The sequence below is a fragment of the Paenibacillus sp. 2TAF8 genome, from assembly GCF_052114825.1.
In the GTDB taxonomy this organism is placed as follows: Bacteria; Bacillota; Bacilli; order Paenibacillales; family Paenibacillaceae; genus Paenibacillus.
This window is the reverse complement of the sequence record NZ_JBFRFN010000014.1, coordinates 1-18968: the sequence shown is the minus strand read 5'-3', so window position 1 is coordinate 18968 and position 18968 is coordinate 1. Positions and strand designations below refer to the sequence as shown.

The 18968-nt window shown below is 44.3% G+C and carries 13 protein-coding genes and 1 pseudogene; 1 reads left to right on the top strand and 13 read right to left on the bottom strand.

The genetic code is table 11. The annotated features are described in order from the left end of the window. The 13 genes and pseudogenes from rsmD to AB4Z30_RS19785 form a co-directional block, all read right to left on the bottom strand. Nucleotides 1-609 (bottom strand): 16S rRNA (guanine(966)-N(2))-methyltransferase RsmD, encoded by a 609-nt coding sequence (gene rsmD / locus AB4Z30_RS19845; RefSeq protein WP_441929220.1) that lies wholly within the window; start codon nt 607-609, stop codon nt 1-3. A 274-nt stretch (nt 610-883) separates the two neighbouring features. Beyond that, a complete protein-coding gene (locus AB4Z30_RS19840) occupies nt 884-1240 on the bottom strand; it encodes a DUF3021 family protein (protein ID WP_441929323.1) in 357 nt (118 codons plus the stop codon). A gap of 287 nt (nt 1241-1527) precedes the next feature. Beyond that, nucleotides 1528-1952 (bottom strand): annotated as a pseudogene (locus tag AB4Z30_RS19835) (GyrI-like domain-containing protein). Between the two features lie 27 nt (nt 1953-1979). Further along, nucleotides 1980-2369: a helix-turn-helix transcriptional regulator gene (locus tag AB4Z30_RS19830; protein ID WP_441929219.1), complete on the bottom strand. Its 390-nt coding sequence runs from the start codon at nt 2367-2369 to the stop codon at nt 1980-1982. 235 nt (nt 2370-2604) lie between these two features. Then, nucleotides 2605-3039 carry a hypothetical protein gene (locus tag AB4Z30_RS19825; RefSeq protein WP_441929218.1) on the bottom strand — a complete coding sequence of 145 codons (435 nt, stop codon included), beginning with the start codon at nt 3037-3039 and terminating at the stop codon, nt 2605-2607. Between the two features lie 414 nt (nt 3040-3453). Next, the gene (locus AB4Z30_RS19820; RefSeq protein ID WP_441929217.1) at nt 3454-3759 is read right to left on the bottom strand and encodes a hypothetical protein; all 306 of its coding nucleotides are present in this window, start codon (nt 3757-3759) and stop codon (nt 3454-3456) included. Nucleotides 3760-3998: 239 nt separating this feature from the next. Beyond that, on the bottom strand, nt 3999-7049 hold the full coding sequence (locus tag AB4Z30_RS19815; RefSeq protein ID WP_441929216.1) for a glycoside hydrolase family 2 TIM barrel-domain containing protein: 3051 nt from the start codon (nt 7047-7049) through the stop codon (nt 3999-4001). Between the two features lie 171 nt (nt 7050-7220). Next, entirely contained in the window at nt 7221-8051 is an 831-nt protein-coding gene (locus tag AB4Z30_RS19810; RefSeq protein WP_441929215.1) for a carbohydrate ABC transporter permease, read from the bottom strand. Further along, a complete protein-coding gene (locus AB4Z30_RS19805; RefSeq protein ID WP_221790616.1) occupies nt 8044-8943 on the bottom strand; it encodes a carbohydrate ABC transporter permease in 900 nt (299 codons plus the stop codon). The genes AB4Z30_RS19810 and AB4Z30_RS19805 overlap by 8 nt, the downstream gene beginning before the upstream one ends. Before the next feature lie 130 nt (nt 8944-9073). Further along, on the bottom strand, nt 9074-10372 hold the full coding sequence (locus AB4Z30_RS19800; protein ID WP_441929214.1) for an extracellular solute-binding protein: 1299 nt from the start codon (nt 10370-10372) through the stop codon (nt 9074-9076). A 332-nt stretch (nt 10373-10704) separates the two neighbouring features. After that, on the bottom strand, nt 10705-12474 hold the full coding sequence (locus AB4Z30_RS19795) for a cache domain-containing sensor histidine kinase (protein ID WP_441929213.1): 1770 nt from the start codon (nt 12472-12474) through the stop codon (nt 10705-10707). 23 nt (nt 12475-12497) lie between these two features. Then, nucleotides 12498-14039 carry a response regulator transcription factor gene (locus AB4Z30_RS19790; protein ID WP_441929212.1) on the bottom strand — a complete coding sequence of 514 codons (1542 nt, stop codon included), beginning with the start codon at nt 14037-14039 and terminating at the stop codon, nt 12498-12500. A 276-nt stretch (nt 14040-14315) separates the two neighbouring features. After that, nucleotides 14316-17390: a X2-like carbohydrate binding domain-containing protein gene (locus AB4Z30_RS19785; protein WP_441929211.1), complete on the bottom strand. Its 3075-nt coding sequence runs from the start codon at nt 17388-17390 to the stop codon at nt 14316-14318. A gap of 195 nt (nt 17391-17585) precedes the next feature. Here AB4Z30_RS19785 and AB4Z30_RS19780 point away from each other — a divergent pair, with 195 nt between their 5' ends. After that, nucleotides 17586-18914, top strand: a complete 1329-nt coding sequence (locus AB4Z30_RS19780) for an IS3 family transposase (RefSeq protein ID WP_441929210.1) — start codon at nt 17586-17588, stop codon at nt 18912-18914. Nucleotides 18915-18968: the final 54 nt, after the last annotated feature.

Here is an 18968-nt window from a genome sequence, read left to right as displayed (position 1 = left end):
TCAGTCATGAGGAGCCTCCTCTTCTGTGATGCTGTTTTCTTCATCCTCTGCCGCACCGGGTACATAATCGTAAATGGATACAGCTGTCTCCCCGTACACCGCTTTACGCGTCTGTTCAAACGGGCCAAATTGCTCCGGGTATTCATGTTTGGATTCATACTCAAGCACCATGGTTGCACCCTCTTCAAGCAGTTCCAGTTCGTGCATCGTTAACATTAACTCGTGTCCGTTCTTCATGCGATAGGGCGGATCGAGAAACACCAGATCAAATGTCATGTTACGTTTGGCCAGTGCTTTGAGCGCACGACCTGCATCATTTCGATATACAGCCGCCTGACCCTCCAGCTTCGTCGCCTTCAGATTTTCGCGGATCACTTCAATACTTTTCGGTTCCAGATCAACAAAAACAGCCTTGTCCATGCCGCGGCTCAGCGCCTCGATGCCGAGACCTCCACTGCCTGCAAACAGATCCAATGCTGCTCCGCCCTCAAAATAAGGGCCAATCATACTAAACAACGCTTCCTTCACCTTATCAGTGGTTGGACGCGTACCTGTGCCGGGAACAGCCTTCAGCGGTCTGCCCTTCGCACTTCCAGATACCACTCTCACGAATGTGTCACCTTTTCTCTCTATGTAAGTTTATTGATAAATCTATCGTACCACACTCCGGTTCTGTTTGAAAAACACTGCTTCTGCCTATACAAAAAATTGTTGACGGATATGTATAAAAAGGAAACCTTTAGGCTATTCTATAATTATCGACATCACAAGTGTCGTAGACAACCGCGGAGAAGACTTACGTTTCCCCATAAGCTCTTCGTCCGGTTTCTCCTCTCCCATGAAAAAGAAGCTCTCGAAAGAGGGCTTCTTTTTGTTGAGCAATTTATCGAGAGAAAAATTGGGTTAATGTGAAAAGTACAGACCATAAAATGATCCCAACAAAAATAAAAATCAGGAAAACTTTAAAAGCATCGAAAACAGAATTAATCGTAAACCAGCCACTTAACATCAAGATCGGATAAATGGTTACAAGCATTAGAATAAAATGGATACCGCTTTTTTTCGCCAAACTCCAATGTTCTATGTTATAAATAACAGTTGCAGCACCGACAAAAAGAGCAATCAGACTTGCAACAAATGTGCCTTTAGCGTCAGCATATTTTCCTTGAGAATAAAGGATCAGAGCGATACCGCTCATAATTACGAAAGGTATCCCACCTCTTAATAGTGCATTCGTCACCAAGATTTCCAACCTTCTTTCTCAAAAGAAATAGATATACCCTTCTTCAATTTCCCAAAATCGCTACAGGAAGCATAAAAAAACATCATTGGCATATCCATCGGTTCCTTGTTGTTTATATTTTCTTAATATTACTATATAAGAAAGTTGATGTGTTTGAATATCCAAACATGGAAATCATGTGGTATCTAATAAAAAGAAGTCCAGGTCTCGCATTCTGACATATATTAAGGAGAACATAAAAAAATGACTCCTGTGCAATACAGGAATCACCTTTTAAGTGAGGCTTAAAATGATTTAATGTCCTCTGCAATTTTACGAACTGGAATCCATACCTCGGTGATGAAATTTTGATGCTTATCATCCACCCAGTAATATTTCTCTATACAGGGTCCTTCCACTTGTTCAAAACTCGTTGACGGGAACCACTCGGTGTAGATCCGTTTCCAAATATCCTGAATACCTAGATCAATCTCGACATCATCTGTCATCGTACCTCGGCTGTCAAAACGGCATAAGTTTGATCAGGTATATGAAGAACGGTAAATTCATCCGGTACCTGAATGTCCTCTGGTGCTTCTGCCCCCATCAAATACCGCTTCGAACCATCCTCAGCAAAATCATAATGATACCCATATAGCAATGTTCCATCCGGTTTCTCTAACAACTCGAGTATCTGACCATGAGTCCCATCTTTCCAAATTCCCTCCACAAATACGGGGATCTCTTTATAAGCATCTTAATGGATGATAACACTTTTTCCAAATACAGTAGAGCCTTTTTCCTCAACAATTCGATAATCCATCTCTGATTCCCCTCTAACCTGAATTTGAAAGGAGATTCGAGGAAATGCTTTAAGTTTCACATTCATTTTCTTCGCCTCAAGAGGTGTTACCCCATGCATCCTTTGGAACGCTTTTGTAAATGCTGCTGGACTTTCATAACCATACTTAAGTGCAACATCAATAACTTTACAGTTTGTTCCCGCTAACTCCTGAGCCGCAAGTGTAAGCCTTCTATTTCTTACGTACTGGGTAACCGTTACGCCGGTTACTGCATGAAACATTCGCTGAAAATGGAATTTCGAACTCAAGCCTGCCCTAGCAATATCTTCAATCTCAATCGGCAAATGAAGATGTCGTTCCACATAATCAATCGATTGGTGAAGCAGTTTAAATATTTCCAGGATCTCTCATCTCCTTTCTTCTACAGTGTAAAAGAACCCTTCATGATCTTCTTGCTTAGAAATGCTCTACTTTGTCTATTAATAAAAAAACCGACTAATCAGTCGGCCAGATGCTACTATTTTGACATTTCACTTATTTCTTGTAGGATACTCTAAGAATCATTGAACTCATCGGTTTCTACTCATACTTCTCCTGCATATCATCCAGCTCTGCTTCCTCTTCCGTCTGCAGCCACCCAATTTCCTGAAGCCACACGCCCATATCTGTAATAAATGTATTCATTTCCAGGTGATCTATCTTATACTTCCTTATCTTTTCGCTTAGCAATGTATAAAACGCATGGCTTAATGCATGTCGCTGTTTACTTTTGCTCCAGGTCTTATAACGGTCTTCGCTAACCGTCATATCGAAATAGATCACCTTTTCTGCCTTTACGTATCTCGCACTTGATTTGCGCCCGTATTCATCGGGAAGGCAGCGGAACACAAAGTACAGTTCAATGTCACACGAAGCATACTTTTCAGCGGCTTTGTCAAAAACAGGCTGCAATTCATCGGATAGGCCCGCAACTTGGGTCAGCCCTGACGTATCGGTTGTTTTGTCCAGAATCAAAGCACAACCTCCTTGTCTCAACAACTCAAGATTCTTGTTTAACGCGTTCTCTTTGTTTGCGATTGGAAATTCGCATATTCATCGAAGTTACGAGAAGTATGAGACACGACAAAAACGTAGAAGATGATCCCGATCTGATCGAAGAGAAGGCAACAAAAATCAGTGCAAGCCAAGATATGATTTCTACTATTTCCAACTTGGTTAGCATCACTTTAAAAGCCCTTTTTGAAATCAAGCGAATTAAGAAATAAGCAATTGAGCTGTAGAAAGCAACCATACCCAATATTGCAAGAAAAACGAGTAACACCATCGTTTGCATATTATTCAATCCTTACTTTTTTCCTTCATTTTACTATAAATACACAATCATGTCTTTTTAATTTTTGTTTCTCGCTCCTGATTGCCCAGCCCTCTTCACTTTTCTTCCGTCACAATCGTTGCATTATAGATCACAATACGTTTCCCATTCAGGTCAAACAGTACTTTATTGCCGTACTCCGTATCCTGTACATCAATCTTGCCTTCGTACGTCTGAATCAATTCTCCTGAATTGCTATACACCTTCACTACACGTTCCAACCCACCAGCATTATTCGATCTCATCGTTTTAAGTGCGCGTTCACCGGAAGCCGTATTAAAATACCAAATAAATGATCCAACAATGATTCCCAGGACGGCTATCACCATCACCCAAACCCCTGTTTTTGCTTTCCTGCTCATCCTGTCCCCTCCTCAGTCTCTTTGTCCTCTACATTACGAAATGGAACGAGAACGGTTTCATTGCGGCAAAATTCAGGCCTTGCCTACATACTGCTCTTATATACTAAAACCCAAAAAAACAGAGGCTCCCATCTAGGGGGAACCTCTGCCTTAAATTTCTCATGCTTCAAGTCTCTGGTTACTGCTACATTGACACAATGGTAACAGCACTTGTTCTTCACGCCACACACTTTCTTCCTTTACAGTGAACGAATAACGAATTCAAAGCTCAGCTCACCATTGGAAGGGATTTGATATTCCGGATGTACCGGAGCGCCCCAGCTATCGTCACCGCCAACACCCATTTGTTTGCCGGCTACCGTAACAACAGTGTAATGCACGGGTGGCAACTCATACACATGCTGCGCATTCTCCAATTCAAACGCTGTATATGGTGATACATTCAACTCTACTGGTGTACCGGAAGCTTCGATTTTGAAACCACGTCCTGCATTGTCCGTCAGCTTAGCCCAGCGTACACCTGTACGGTTGCCCGACTCCTGCGGTACAAGATATGGAGCCATCGTATCGGCTACCTTGCTGCCATGGATGCCTAGACGTGCGCCAAATGCGCGATCCGAATAGTTTTCCTCTGGTCCCATCGCCAACCATTCCACGTTCTCATAATCTGGAGACGTTCTGAACGACAATGCGTGGATTGGCAGGTTTGGCAAACCTTCGGTACCTTTGTACGTGTTATGCACATGTACACTTCCATCCGCAAGCACCGTATAGATTACTTTCACATCTACATCGGCTGAGATGTTCAATTTATATGTGAACTCAATCCGGTATTGATCCGATTTTTGCTCATGTTTCCATTCTACAGAACGCGGCAATAGGCTGGCAGCATACCATGCACCAAGCTCAAAGCCCATTGCTGTACCTTTATCATTGTCTGTCGCTGCACGCCAGAACAATGGTGCAGGTGGGATCGCAATCGTTTCGCGTCCGGAGAATTTCAGGGAAACCAGTGTTCCAAACTGCTTGGAGAACAATGCATGCGTCTGACCAACGCGAACGCCGATGTTGACGTCACCTTCAACCACCTGAATATCGCTCACAACGTTTTTATCCGTTGCAACAGAGGCTTGGCTACCTTCTTGTGTGAAAATAAACTGGCCAAATGCTACTTCGTCACCTTTGTCAGCCCACAGCGTTGCTTCTTTCAGTACAAACGCCACGTTTACAGCGTATTCGCCGCCTTCAAGAGCCTTTGCATTTAAAGGAAGCTCTACCACGGTCTCACTCTCCGCAGCGACATTTACATCCAGTGTGCCGCGCAATACTTCATGTCCTTCACGCTCGAGGCTGTACACCAGTTCAAACGCGGAAGTATCTGCGAACAGGTTCTGGTTCACAATTTTAACGCCGTCACGGCTTGGGAACAGTTTAATGTTCTGATACAGGAATTTAACCTCCTGCATTTTAGCTGTCACTTTACGATCTGCGTGTACAATCCCGTTGCCGCAGAACGAATAGTCTGATGGACGATCCCCAAAATCACCACCGTATGCCAGGTATTCTTTACCGTAACGATCTTTTTTGTAGATCGATTGGTCGATGTAATCCCAGATGAAGCCACCTTGATACATTGGGTATTTGTCTTCCAGTTCCGTGTATTTATGCATACCACCAATGGAGTTACCCATCGCGTGCATATACTCACAGCTAATATAAGGTTTGGTCGGGTTATCGTTCAGGAACTCTTCGATGTCAGCCGGTTTTGCATACATCCGAGATTCCATGTCGCTTGTGTCATTGAAACGGCGGTCGTGGAACACCCCTTCGTAATGAACCATACGTGTTGGATCTGCCGATTTGAAGTATTGTGACACCTTGTAGATCACTTCACCACCGTGAGATTCGTTACCACAAGACCAGATCAGAATGGACGGATGGTTTTTGTCACGCTCGACCATCGAAATTGCACGATCCATAACAATGTCATGCCATTCCGGCTTATCGCCAGGGATTACCCAAGAAGGCTCTACCGCACCAAGCTTTTGCCAAGAACCGTGAGTTTCCAGGTTCATCTCATCAATAACGTAAAGTCCGTACTCATCGCAGAGCTCATACCACAGGCTTTGGTTCGGATAATGTGATGTACGAACTGCATTCATATTGTTTTGCTTGATCGTACGTACATCCCACAGCATGTCTTCCTTCGTGATCGCACGACCACGACGCGGGTTGAACTCGTGACGGTTTACGCCTTTGAACACAATACGCTTTCCATTAATGTGCATCACTTTGTCGATCATTTCGAATTTACGAAAACCAACAGCTTGAGGAACAACTTCCACAAGGTTGCCTGCTGCATCATACACACGGATGTACAGACGATACAGATACGGAATCTCTGCGCTCCAAAGGTTTACTTTACCGATTTCTTCGCGAAGTTGAACCAGACCATTATCAACGACATTACCGCCAAAACTTTTGACTGTATTTCCGTCCTTGTCCATAAGTTCAGCTTCGATCCGCGCGCCTGCTGCCGCTTTTCCTTCCAGTTTCAAATCTAGTTCCAACGAACCGTTTGTATAGGAAGCATCCAAATCCGTACGCACATGAACATCACGAATGTGTGCAGCCGGAACAGTATACAGATACACATCTCTGAAAATACCGGAGAAACGCCAGAAGTCCTGATCCTCTAACCAGCTGCCTGTGCTACGTTGATACACTTCAACTGCCAGTTTGTTCTCTCCATCTTGGAGGAACGGTGTCAGGTCAAAGTCTGATGGTGTGAAGCTGTCTTCCCCATATCCCACAAATTGACCGTTAAGCCACACATAAAATGCGGATTCCACACCTTGAAATGAAATGTATACCGGGTTTGCTTCCCAGCCTGTTGGCAGATGGAATGTACGAATGTAGCTACCTACTGCGTTTTTATCCTGTGGCAGAGCCGGCGGACGAAGTTCATTCAATCCATCCCACGGATATTGCGTGTTCACATATTGAATCTGTCCGTACCCTTGAAGCTGGATATGTCCTGGCACTTCAATATCATCCCAGCCTTCGCTGGAGTACTCGGAAGAATAAAATAATTCTGGACGGCAATCCGGACGAATCGCATAGTTGAATTTCCATGTTCCATTCAAATCGTAACGCATTGACATCGTAGCGGAGGCCTTTGCCTCCTCCATCGTGCTGTAATAACGGTGATCGGAATACGCATGAAGACGGTTGACCTCAAATACACTTACGTCACCTAACCAGTTGATATCTGCCTTTGTTGCTTTCATCGGCTCTCTCTCCCTCTATAATACGTCGTTATGAGTTTTCGTTGTGAGTACATTGAAGTTTACGCTCAGTTTCTCGATCTGCATCTATACAAAAAAGATAGAGGTACGCCTGTACAGGCGTCCTCCCTTCTTTCCTGCATTCGTCCAATTGGACGTGATATGCACTTATGCTTATTTTACGGAACCAACCATACCTGCAACAAAGTGTTTTTGCATGATGAAGAACACAATTGCTGTTGGCAGTGTTGCAATAACAACTGCGGTCATGATAACCCCGTAATCCGGAGCATAACCTGCACCCAGGTTGGAGATCAGGAGCGGAATGGTCTGCTGATCCGGAGTTTGTAATACGATGAGCGGCCACAGGTAGTTATTCCAGCTGCTCATGAATGTAATGATCGCTGCTGCTGCATATGTTGTTTTCATCGTAGGCATATAGATTTTCAAGAAAATCCCTAGTTCACTCAGACCGTCAATACGTCCTGCTTCCAGCAAGTCTTTCGGGAACATTTTGGTGTTCTGACGGAAGAAGAAGATCAGGAACGCTGTTGTGATGGTCGGGATAATAACCGAAGCCATCGTATTAATACCGATTGCCGGTGCTGCACTCGAAATGGTTGCAAACATCCGATAGAGCGGAATCATAATCGCTGCAAACGGGATCATCATCGACATCAACAAGATGTTAAACACGATATCGCGGGATTTCGTACGATATACTTCAAACCCGTAACCTGCCATGGAACCAATCAACAAAGCCAGAATCGTGGAAACGATCGAGATAATCGCTGAATTCCCCAGTGCCTGAATCAGATTCGTTTCGTCAAGCAGTTTGTTAAGGTTATCGATTAGAGCAGAGCCAGGCAACAAAGTACCTTTAGTCACGTCTACCGATTTGTTTGTAGCGCTGACGATCATCCAGAAAAACGGGAAGATGGAAATAAAAGCGACGAGAGACAGGAAAACATATGTGAAAATGCGTTTTGCTCTTGGTTTAGCCATTTTTATTATCACCTGCCACTTTAAACTGAATGATGGACAATATAATGATCAGAATTACAATAGAATACGAAACGGTTGCTGCATAACCGAAGTCCGGTGAATATTTGAACGAAAGGTTGTAGATGTATTGTGAGATCGACATGGTCGCGTTACCCGGACCACCTTTGGTAATATTCATAATTTCATCGAAGATTTGCAATGTACCAATCGTTGATGTAATGGACGTGAAGAGAATGATCGGTTTAAGCAATGGTACAGTAATTTTGAAAAATTGAGTGAAAGCATTCGCTCCGTCAATCTTCGCTGCTTCATAGATCGATTGATCAATGTTCTGCAAGGATGACAAATAGAAAATCATATTATATCCGGTCCAACGCCAAGTAACGGCGATTATGATCGTAATTTTAGCCCAGAACGGGTCAGTAATCCATTGAATTGGAGTGCCGATAATGTGCATCCCCAGCAATGCCTGGTTCACCATACCATCCGGTGCAAACAAATATTTGAATACAACCGAATAAGCAACAAGTGAAGTTACACAAGGCAAGAAGATTGCAGTACGGAAAAAGCTGCGGAAACGCAGTGTGCTGTCATTCAGCAATACGGAAATGAACAAACCGAGAATGATCATTAGAGGTACTTGAATGATTAAGTAAATAAACGTGTTGGATAATGCCGTACGGAACGTGGTATCAACGAGCAATCTTTTGTAGTTTGCGAGGCCCGAAAACTCAAGGTTGGCACCTTTGCCTGACTTGAATGATAAGAGCAGCGCTTGAATCATCGGATAGAAGTAGAATGCTACAATTCCGACAACAGCCAGCAAAACAAAAGCCCATCCAGTCAAATTATTTTTCTTTTGGAGACTGTCTCCTGTATTTATGGCTTTCACAGTATGGCTCCTCTCTCTCCATGCAACATGGTTAGAACCTACAGAGCCTCTCGCCATGTCCAGCTCGACTTGCGCTAGACAAGGGAGACGGCTCCGTTGTTTCCTAGGTTCTATAAGTTACCTTGGGATATTAGTTTAATTGTGCCTCAGCTTGTTTTTGTGCATCATTCAGAACGTCGTCGATTGATTTACCGTTCAGGTATGCTTGCATTTCAACAACCAAGATATCTTCAATTGCATAAGTGTTGCTACCATAGTTTACTTTTGGAATTTCTTTTGTCCAGTTAGCGAAATCAGCGAAGATTTTTTGACCACCGAAGAATTCGTCTGGTTTGTTGTATGCATCACCATCAACAGCTGGTGTGTACGTACCGATTGCACCGATTTTAGTCAACAATTCTTGATACAACTCTTTGTCTGAACCAAACGTTTTAGCCATGAAGTCAGCCGCTTGATCTGCACCTGGAACATCGTTCATGATATACCATGAGCTACCACCCAAGTTGGATGCGTGTACAGAGTTTGCTTGACCAGCCATTTTTGGCATTGGAGCTACAGCCCATTTACCGGATTGGGAAGCTTCTTGACGAACGGATGGTGAGAACCAGTTACCTGTAGGAATTGTTGCTACAGCACCGCTGTTTGCGTTGGCAACGAATTGGCTCCAGTCGGAGTGCAATTTAACAACGTTAGCATCCATCATTTTTTTGTATGTTTCAAAAGCTTCTTTCAATGCAGGGTTATTGTTCAGATCAGGTGTTTTACCATCTTCAGCTGTGTACCATTTACCTGCAGTTTGGATCATCATACGGATGATACCCAGATCGTTCGGGTCAAGAGAAAGAAGCTCTTTACCTGTTTTTGCTTTTACAGCTTCACCGATTTTGATGTAATCATCCCACGTGATATCTTGCAGGTCAGCAGCTTTGTAGCCTGCTTCCTCAAGCAAGTCTGTTCTGTAGTACAAACCAGCTACGCCGGAGTCAAACGGAATACCGTATTGTTTACCTTCATAAGAAGTTGGTCCAATTTTATACTCTGCAAAATCGGATGCTTTGATTGTTGAAGACAAATCCTTGAACGCATCTGGATAAGCGCTCAGGAAGCTTTGTGCACGATAGTCTTCAATCAGAACTACGTTTGGCAGACCGCTGCTTGTTCCGGAGTTCAATCCAGTGTTCAGCTTCTGAATGATCGCATCTTGAGCGTTCTCAATGATGTTGATTTTCAGATCAGGGTTTTCTTTTTGATAAATGGCTTTAGCTTGCTCCAGAGCAGCGACGTTAAATGCTTTATCCCAAGCCCAGATCGTAATTTCTTTTGCTTTCTCTCCGCCAGCACCGTTAGCAGCTTCTTTACCTCCACCGCCGGATGAACATGCGGACAAAAGCAATACGGTTACGAGCATCAATACCCACATTTTTTTCAAAACATTCAACTCCCCTTCGACCTCTTTGTTTGTAAATTTGTTTGCGTTTTCTGAAAGCGGTTGCTTTCGATGTATTCATCTTATCATTCCCATTTCTCCATTCGTTAGTAAAAATTTTGTGTAGATTTGTCTTCTTATTGCCACAATGAAAACCTTTACAGAAAACGGTTGCACATACTTTAGTTTTTTGTACTTTCTTTTGATTTTGTACTATTTTGAGCTGAAAATTTTACAACTATGCAAAAAGTCCATGAATTTGCATGCGAAAAACCCCTCATCTCTGGACTTCAGAAATGAAGGGTTCATGTCATTTTGGAATTTCTATAATCTTTTTAACTTGTAATCAGCGGCAGCGTTACAGTGACTCTCGTCCCCTCGCCAACGGTGCTCATAATCGTCACACCATAAGGTGAGCCATACAGAAGTTCAATTCGGTCATGGACGTTTCGGATACCTATTCCGCTGAACAGCTGACGGTTATTCTTTGGATTGGGCAGTGCCCCCTCCATATTAAGTCCTTCAATACCATCTCCATTATCCATGATCTCGCAAACCAGTGATTCCCCTGCGCGGGAAACCATCACATGGATCGTGCCCGTTTCTTTTTTGATAAACCCATGGAAGAAGGCATTTTCGATAAATGGCTGAATCACCAGCTTGGGGACATGATAGTGCGTGCAATCCGGAGCTACGTAAAAAGCCGCTTTGATCCGTCCGCCATAACGCACATGGTTGATGAAGACATAATTTTTCAGGTTCTCGACCTCTTGCTCTACCGGTACCGTTTCTCTGACATCGCTAATCGTATTTTGCAACAAACCAATTAGCGCATTAATCGTTTCCGCAGCCCGATCTTTATTGCCTTGCTGCACCAGAACTTTGACAGAAGCGAGGGTGTTATACAGGAAATGAGGGTTAATCTGGCTTTGCAGCGCCGCGAGCTCGGCATTACGTTGCTCCCGCTGCGTCTGTACCAACTGGTCCACATAATCATGTAGTTCATCTAACATGTAATTGTATGCATGACCCAGTTGTCTGCTCTCATAACTTCCACTGATCGGGATATAGTTATCCAGATCACTCTTCGTAATGTTGGACATCTGTTTGACCAGTCTACGTAGCGACTTCGTCATCTGACTCGTAATCAGGAACACCAGCAACAGAGCCGCAAACACAATCGCAGCGCAGATCAAGGCGACCGTTTTCATATCAATCAGCTGTCCCATCGCAGATTCCTTATCCACGATGTTCACCATGTACAAACGGTAAAACGGTAAATATTCAGATACGATGATGCTTTCCTGCCCCATGACTCGTGCCGTAATATTTTTGGGTGCTGTCTCATTCATCGTCTTGGCATAAGATAACAGTTCACGTTGAGTCGTACCGATCCAGTCTTCCCGGTTCGAGGATACGATCTCCCCTTTTTCGTTCATAATGACGACATCATTGCCTCGACTTGTAAAATTGGCATAAAAATTACGAAATGACTCTTCTCTCATCGTTATATAAACGGTACCGTAAATCCGGTTCCTCGCTCGATCCGTCAGCGCTTTGGTCGCAGAGATCATTTGCAATGTACCCTCTTTGGTTTGGGCCTGATAGTCATCAAAGATCAGACGGCTCGGTGACTCGGTCGCTGCCTTCGTGATCTGATCCTGTTTTAATTCTTCCGCTGTTTTCTGAATGTATGAAGGATTGGTTGAAAAACTTCGTCCATTGACACCCGCAATGGTAATACCTACTTCATAAAACTCAATGATGGATTGAACCCGCTTCATCGTTTCACGCATACTGTAATACGATCTGGACATGGTAACCGAATTTCCATCTCCATCCGATAGAAACCCCCGAATCGCTCCACTTTGGGCCACATTGTTGGTCACCGCGGCAATGGAGTCGTTAAACGCATCAAAATTCGTTTTGATCTGACTGAGCACCTTCGAATTAGTGATACTGAACGTTTCTGTAAACAGGTTGGTTGACATATGAATCGTTGTCCACAATATAAGCACCGAAACCAGGACAATGCTTACAACCATAACGAGAATTAGCTTGGGGAATAATCCGAGACGCGACAAGCCATTTTTCAACTTTTTCATGAAGTAATCTCATCCATTTCTAGTTAAGCCCAAAATTTACGCCGATAACGACTTGGAGATAGTCCTGTGAATTTTTTGAATACTTTACAGAAATAACTGTGATCTGAATATCCCACCATGCTGCTAATTTCCGATATCGTAACATCATCCGATCGCAGCAATTCCTCCGCTTTTTCAATGCGAATCTTGTTCAGATATTCATTAAATCCTTCTTTTTTATGTGAAGAGAAGTAACTGGATAGGTATGAAGGGTTAAAATGGAAATGTTTAGCCACTTCGGACAGCCCCAATGGCTGATCATAGTGTGCATGCATGTAATCGAGCAACATGGTCATATTCGGGTCACTTCGTTTGCCTCCTGAACCGGAAACACATTCCTGAACCTCCGTCATGAATTGATCCAGAACCAGCATCACTTCGGTAAGGGTCGAGGCTCCATCCACATTTTTAAAGTACGTATATTTATTCTCTTCGAGCCCAGCTGACTGCACATCCATATCTGCCAGGGTAATCGTGACATTGAAGATCAAGTTACCCAGAAACGATTTGATCTCAAATACATCAGCAATATAGTCTCTCCCGAGTGTCGCTGCATGTTCATGCAAATATTCTTTGGCCGTTTCCACCCGATTGCGTTTTACATGCTGCAAAAACATATTAACGTTGAATTGATACCCAGCAGGATGCATCGGGGGAAGCTCACCATCAATCAAAATTGCACGATTTGTATAATAGAAGGAAAACTCCATTAATTTAATCAGACGATCACGATAGATTCCACCCATCTTTTCAAAGGAGTTAAATCTCTCACTGAGCACCCACACTGGAGTATTTTGCCCAGATCCTGCTTCCTCAGCCCATCTCTTGATCTGGTCCACCATACCAACGTCTTGTTCAGGTTTTACATTTAACAACATAACAGGCAGCCGGCTATCTGCTGGTAAAACGGCACATTTGATCTCAGGCATACGACTCCGGACTTGGGCTTCAATCTGTTCATGATCCTGATTTTTCAAATTGCGATCAGCAGGCTGAAATGCCAGTAAACGAAAAGCACCTAACGGGAAACTTTCCCGAATCACCGGCATTTCGTTGTCTTCATCCAGCGTAAAGCCAGACAACATTTTCTCCATTAATTGGCCAAGCCGCCATCCATCATGAGAAGGCTCGTATTGAAGCTCAGGTATTTTGCCAGCAGTGCGTCTTAGCACTTCCAGAAGTTCATTGGTGTCCAGCTTGGGCTTCAATATGTAATCTGCCGCTCCATGCTGCAACGTGGATCGAACATATTCAAATTCACTGAAACTGCTCAGCACAATGACCTCAATATGCGGATACCCCGCTTTGAGTGTACGAACAAACGTTTCACCGTCCATAACAGGCATTACAATGTCGGTGATGACAATATCCGGTTTTAAACGCTCCACTTGTTGCAAGCCCTCTTCGCCATTGGATGCTTCTCCAACAATATTAAATCCTTCAGCTTCCCAATTCATGTGATGTTTGATGCCCTGTCTAACCAAAAATTCATCGTCAACAATCAGTACCTTGCATAACCGGTTCATGATCGCGACCCCCCTGTCTCATCTATCGCTCTATATCTATACGGTTTAGCCCTCTATATGTTGGTTATCAAATTCTCCCCTTGTTAGCGGTTACATGAACAATATAATAATCGTACATATTGTTATATCTTAAATCCTATGTTTAAGCAATAGTTACTACCTATAGTTTACACTATAATTCGACAAAACAAGAAGTCCCAAAACGCCGTGACCTACTCAGGCATCTTGGGACCTCTTCTTCATTCTTATTTTGTCAATTCATTCACGAACAGAATGTTACGGCTCCATTCCCCATTCAAGCTGACCGACAACATATCCTGTTACTTTAGACCAATCAGCATAAGAGGTACGCGTTCCTTCGTAGGAGTAATCGTCTGTTTGATTGTAATTAGTCCAATTGTCTTTGGAAAAGCGAGTCTGTATTTCCGTGCTCTGTCCTACGTTCAGTGTCCCAGCTGAAGCCTTGAATCCGACCTCTAACACATGATCCGCTCCTGGCAATGCCGGAGTAATGGAACTAAACGTACCGGTAATGTTGGCACTTCCAGCAGCAGCCCAATCGCAGAAAAAATTTTGAGGCTGACTACCGTCAATTGTATAGTAATATCGAATTTTTACATCGGACAGATCGAGTGGAGTCGTGCCGGTATTGGTTAATCTGAATTTGGGAGTGATTGAACTGCCCGTAGCTGACGTTGTACCGTTGTACATCTCAATGCGAATCGTTCCACCTGGAATCACAACCGTTGTGTCCTTAATAGTCAGATTCAGCGCTGCAGGATTGCCTGCACTGAACTGAAATGTCAACACAGCAGCCCCTTTAGGCAATGTGGCTAAATAGCTTTGTTGAAGCACAACCTCATTACCGGCGACGGTATAGTCAGTGCCAGCCGTAAGTAACATGTTTCCATTACGAATCGAAGTCAGTGTATTGCCATTGAGAGTTAACGCGACAGGGATGTTAGCCTGATAAACCGGATTCAGATCAAATTGAGCTGTAACCGGGGTAATTGTCGAGTTCGGTACCGTTGGTGTGCCGCCATTACCGTTTACCGGATCCGCATAAAATATTCCTCGTCCATTGGTACCGAGATATGCTCTGCCATAAATGCGCGGGTCACCTGTAATTGTAGTTACGCGCGCGTATTGATGCTGAWCATCGTTAATCCGCACCCAGTTCGCCCCACCGTCATCCGATCTGAAGAACCCGCGGGTTCCATCGATTTGCGCAACGATATACAAGGCGACAACACTTTGTCCTGGAGCTGCTTTACCAAAACCAACGCTGTCCGCTTCCTCTACATTGGCAAGTTTCGTAAAGGTAGCTCCAGAGTCTGTTGAGTGCCACAAGCCATACGGCCCCTGCTCCTCGCTTCCTCCTGCAAACCACAGTTCACCTTCTACACCTGGCACAGCATCGAGATCCGAATTGCCTTCAGCCGGAAGCCCGGAAGCCGGAGATACTGTGAATGTTGCTCCACCATTAACACTAACGTAGATCTTACCTGCGGCAAATCCATAAAACTTGTCAGGATTGACCCGGTCGGAAATCACTTTGGCTCCCGCAGGTATACCTGTACTTGCCGTCCATGAATTACCGCCAGCAGAGTAGAACACCCCGCGATCCGATGTACTCCATAACAGACGATTGCCTGTGGCTGAAATGGCTACTGTTCCGCCTCCTGCTGTACCTGAAGGCTCCGCACTAGCTTTGTACCACGTTTTTCCTCCATCACTGGATAAACCAATCGATTTTGCGTTGGGATCAACAGTATAATCTGCTTTGCCCACACGTACCATCGTGTTCGGACTAAGCTCAGCAAAATCAAGACTTTCCGTTGAAGGATAGTTGGGATTGGTGAACATGGTGACTGGAGCTTGAGTCAGATCGTCATGACGGAACCCGGCAACGTCACCCAATCCGCTAACTAAATGTGCCCCACTTGGCGGGCTGATCAGATCGATGACATTGGTTTCTTCAATGCCTTTGGCCATGACCGAAATGTTGATTTTCTTGTCGTCATCCCAATCAGTCAGATTGTTGGTTCCGTAAATCGTCGCACCCGTTCCATACATCAACCGATCCGAATCAAACGGGTCAATCTCCAGCGCAGCAATCATCCAGCCCAGCTTCGGTGAAATTTCGGGCGGAGCAGGATTCACACCGAAGGTTAACCAAGGTGCTGCGGAAATATCCTGCGTATATCTGAATTTGCGGTCAGGATACCCTTCAAAGTCCCATATGCGTGTCCAGGTGTCCCCACCATCTTTACTTCGGAACAAAATGGCATCTGGCCACCAGGAATTGAGCGTAGCAACCATAATTGTGCCAGGCTCCTGTGCATCAATGGCCAAACCGCCATATCCATAATAGTTATCCGAATTGCTGCTTGGTACAGGACTGATATTCTTCCATACTCCGGTTGCTGTGTTCAGCTTCCAGACGTCCCCTTTCGTTCCGTCATAGGGTCCAGCACCGTTACTGTACGTAATATACAAACTTCCATCCACATCCATTTTTCCGTGATGGGGCAGATAACCTGTAGGCTGTCCGGTAATAGCATTCCAGGTCAAGCCCCCGTCGGTACTGCGATATATGCTTTCACTTTTATCAGCTACGCCGACATAAATGGTTTGTGAAGCCTGTCCCGCAGAACCGCTCCTTTCATCAAAGGTGATCCAGGCCAAGCCTATAATGTCACTCGTATACTCGTTGGCTGGGTTTTCAACATAATTACCTGGGTTCGGAAAACTGGTTACTTCACTCCAGGTTACCCCATAATCCGTACTTTTCCATAATCCGTTGCCACTGCGAGCTCCGAAATACAAAATGCTGTTATCATTCGGGTCAACAACCAGACGCTCCCCCATGGAACGTCCAGGCATGTTCCCCCCTACCTTGAAAGGTAGCTCGGTTTTCTCCCACGTATCTCCGCGATCAGTGGAACGGAAGATATATCCGTTGTCCTTCACCCATGAGTTCGTATACGTCCCTACAGCCATATACACCCGATCTGGATCAACAGGGTCGGAAGCGAGTGCATCTACCCCGTTATTGTTCCAGTCGTCCCAGCCTACAAAATCAGTAAGCGGAATCCAGCTACTGTCCACCGGGTTCCAGCGATAAGCTCCTCCTATATCAGTGCGCGCATAGATCAAGTCCTTTTCAGATTCATTAAAGATGATGCCGGGTATAAAACCTCCGCCTCCGCCAGTAACGACGTTTTTCCATTCGTAGGCCTCACTTGGCGCTGCCTCTGAAGTTCCTGCCATCCCCAGACCACCCAGTGAAGCTGTAACAATAGCCACACTTAAACTCAGGATTCGGAACTTGCTCATCCACGTTTTCATCTCAACAACTCCTCCTTTTCGCGTTTGTACTTCTTGGCAATTCGGTCTATCCCCGCTGTCTCATCCTGCTGATGATGGCGTATCAGACGAATCTATACCTTTAAACTGGTACCCATAGACTGGACACTTTGAAAAAAAAAGTGCCTGGCTATGGGTACTTTTTGTATACTGGAAGATACATCGGAGGGATGACATATGAGCAAAAAATTATTTAGTAAAACGGAGCGCGAGATGCTATCTATGAATTCATATATTGCTAAGGTTAGTGAAAAATCGTTGACCTATACAGATGAATTCAAACACCTTTTCATGGATCAATATTTGCTTGGAAAAACACCTAGAGATATTTTTGAGACGGCGGGATTTGACCTGTCTCTCATTGGCATGACACGGGTAGAGCAATGTGCAGACCGCTGGAAAAAAGCGTATGAACGAGATGGCATCATTGGGCTCTCCGACTCCAGAAAAGGAGCCTCTGGACGCCCTAGGCAAAGAGAACTGACTTCTGCTGAAATCATTGCTAAACAGGAAGCTAAAATTAAACTTCTCGAATCTCAGCTTGATCTACTAAAAAAGCTCGACAAGAACGAAAGGAGGCTATCCTCAGAGAAAAAAAATCTAAGCTTAAGCCTTAAATTTGAACTTATCCATCAAGCCATAGGCCTTGGTTTAAAGCGGATGACCCGGTACTTTTGTAAGCTCTTAGGGGTCTCCAGCTCCGGTTACTATCGCTATCTTCAAGCAGCCGATACACGCTTAAAGCAGGCTCAGAGGGATGAGGACGCCTTTAAATGGGTGAAGAAAGCCTTTCATCGTCGAGGTTTTAAGAAAGGTTCACGTTCCATCAAAATGACACTCCATCATGAGTTTGGTATCGTGTATAATCTCAAACGAATTCGTAGATTAATGAAAAAATTTGGTTTGGTCTGTCCTCACCGGAAACCTAATCCATACAAACGGATGGCGAAGGCGACTCAGGAGCACCGGACACTACCCAACTTGTTGCAAAGGGACTTTCGAAAAGAAACCCCAGGTCTCGCTCTTCTGACGGATATCACCTACCTCCCTTATGGCCATTCCCAGATGGCCTATTTGTCAACCATACTGGATGCGTCTACGGGTGAAGTGTTAGCTCACCATTTATCGAACCGAATCACCCTGGATTTAGCTACAGATACCATAGAAAAGCTGGTTAAAAAGAGAAGAATTAAACTTCCGAAAGACGCCTTTATCCATTCCGATCAAGGCAGCCATTATACAAGCCCTGTTTTTCAAAAATTGCTGAAAAAATACAAGCTAGGACAATCCATGTCTAGAAGAGGAAACTGTTGGGATAATGCGCCGCAGGAATCCTTCTTTGGTCATCTGAAAGACCATGTAGATCACTTAAACTGTCCTTCCTTGGAGATCCTTAAACAGAAAATCCATCGATACATACGTTACTACAATAACCACAGATATCAATGGGGACGTAAAAAGATGACTCCTGTGCAATACAGAAATCATCTTTTGTCTGTGGCTTAATATGAACTTCAAGTCCTTTTTTTCAAGTGTCCTTGACAAGGGGTACAGATTAGT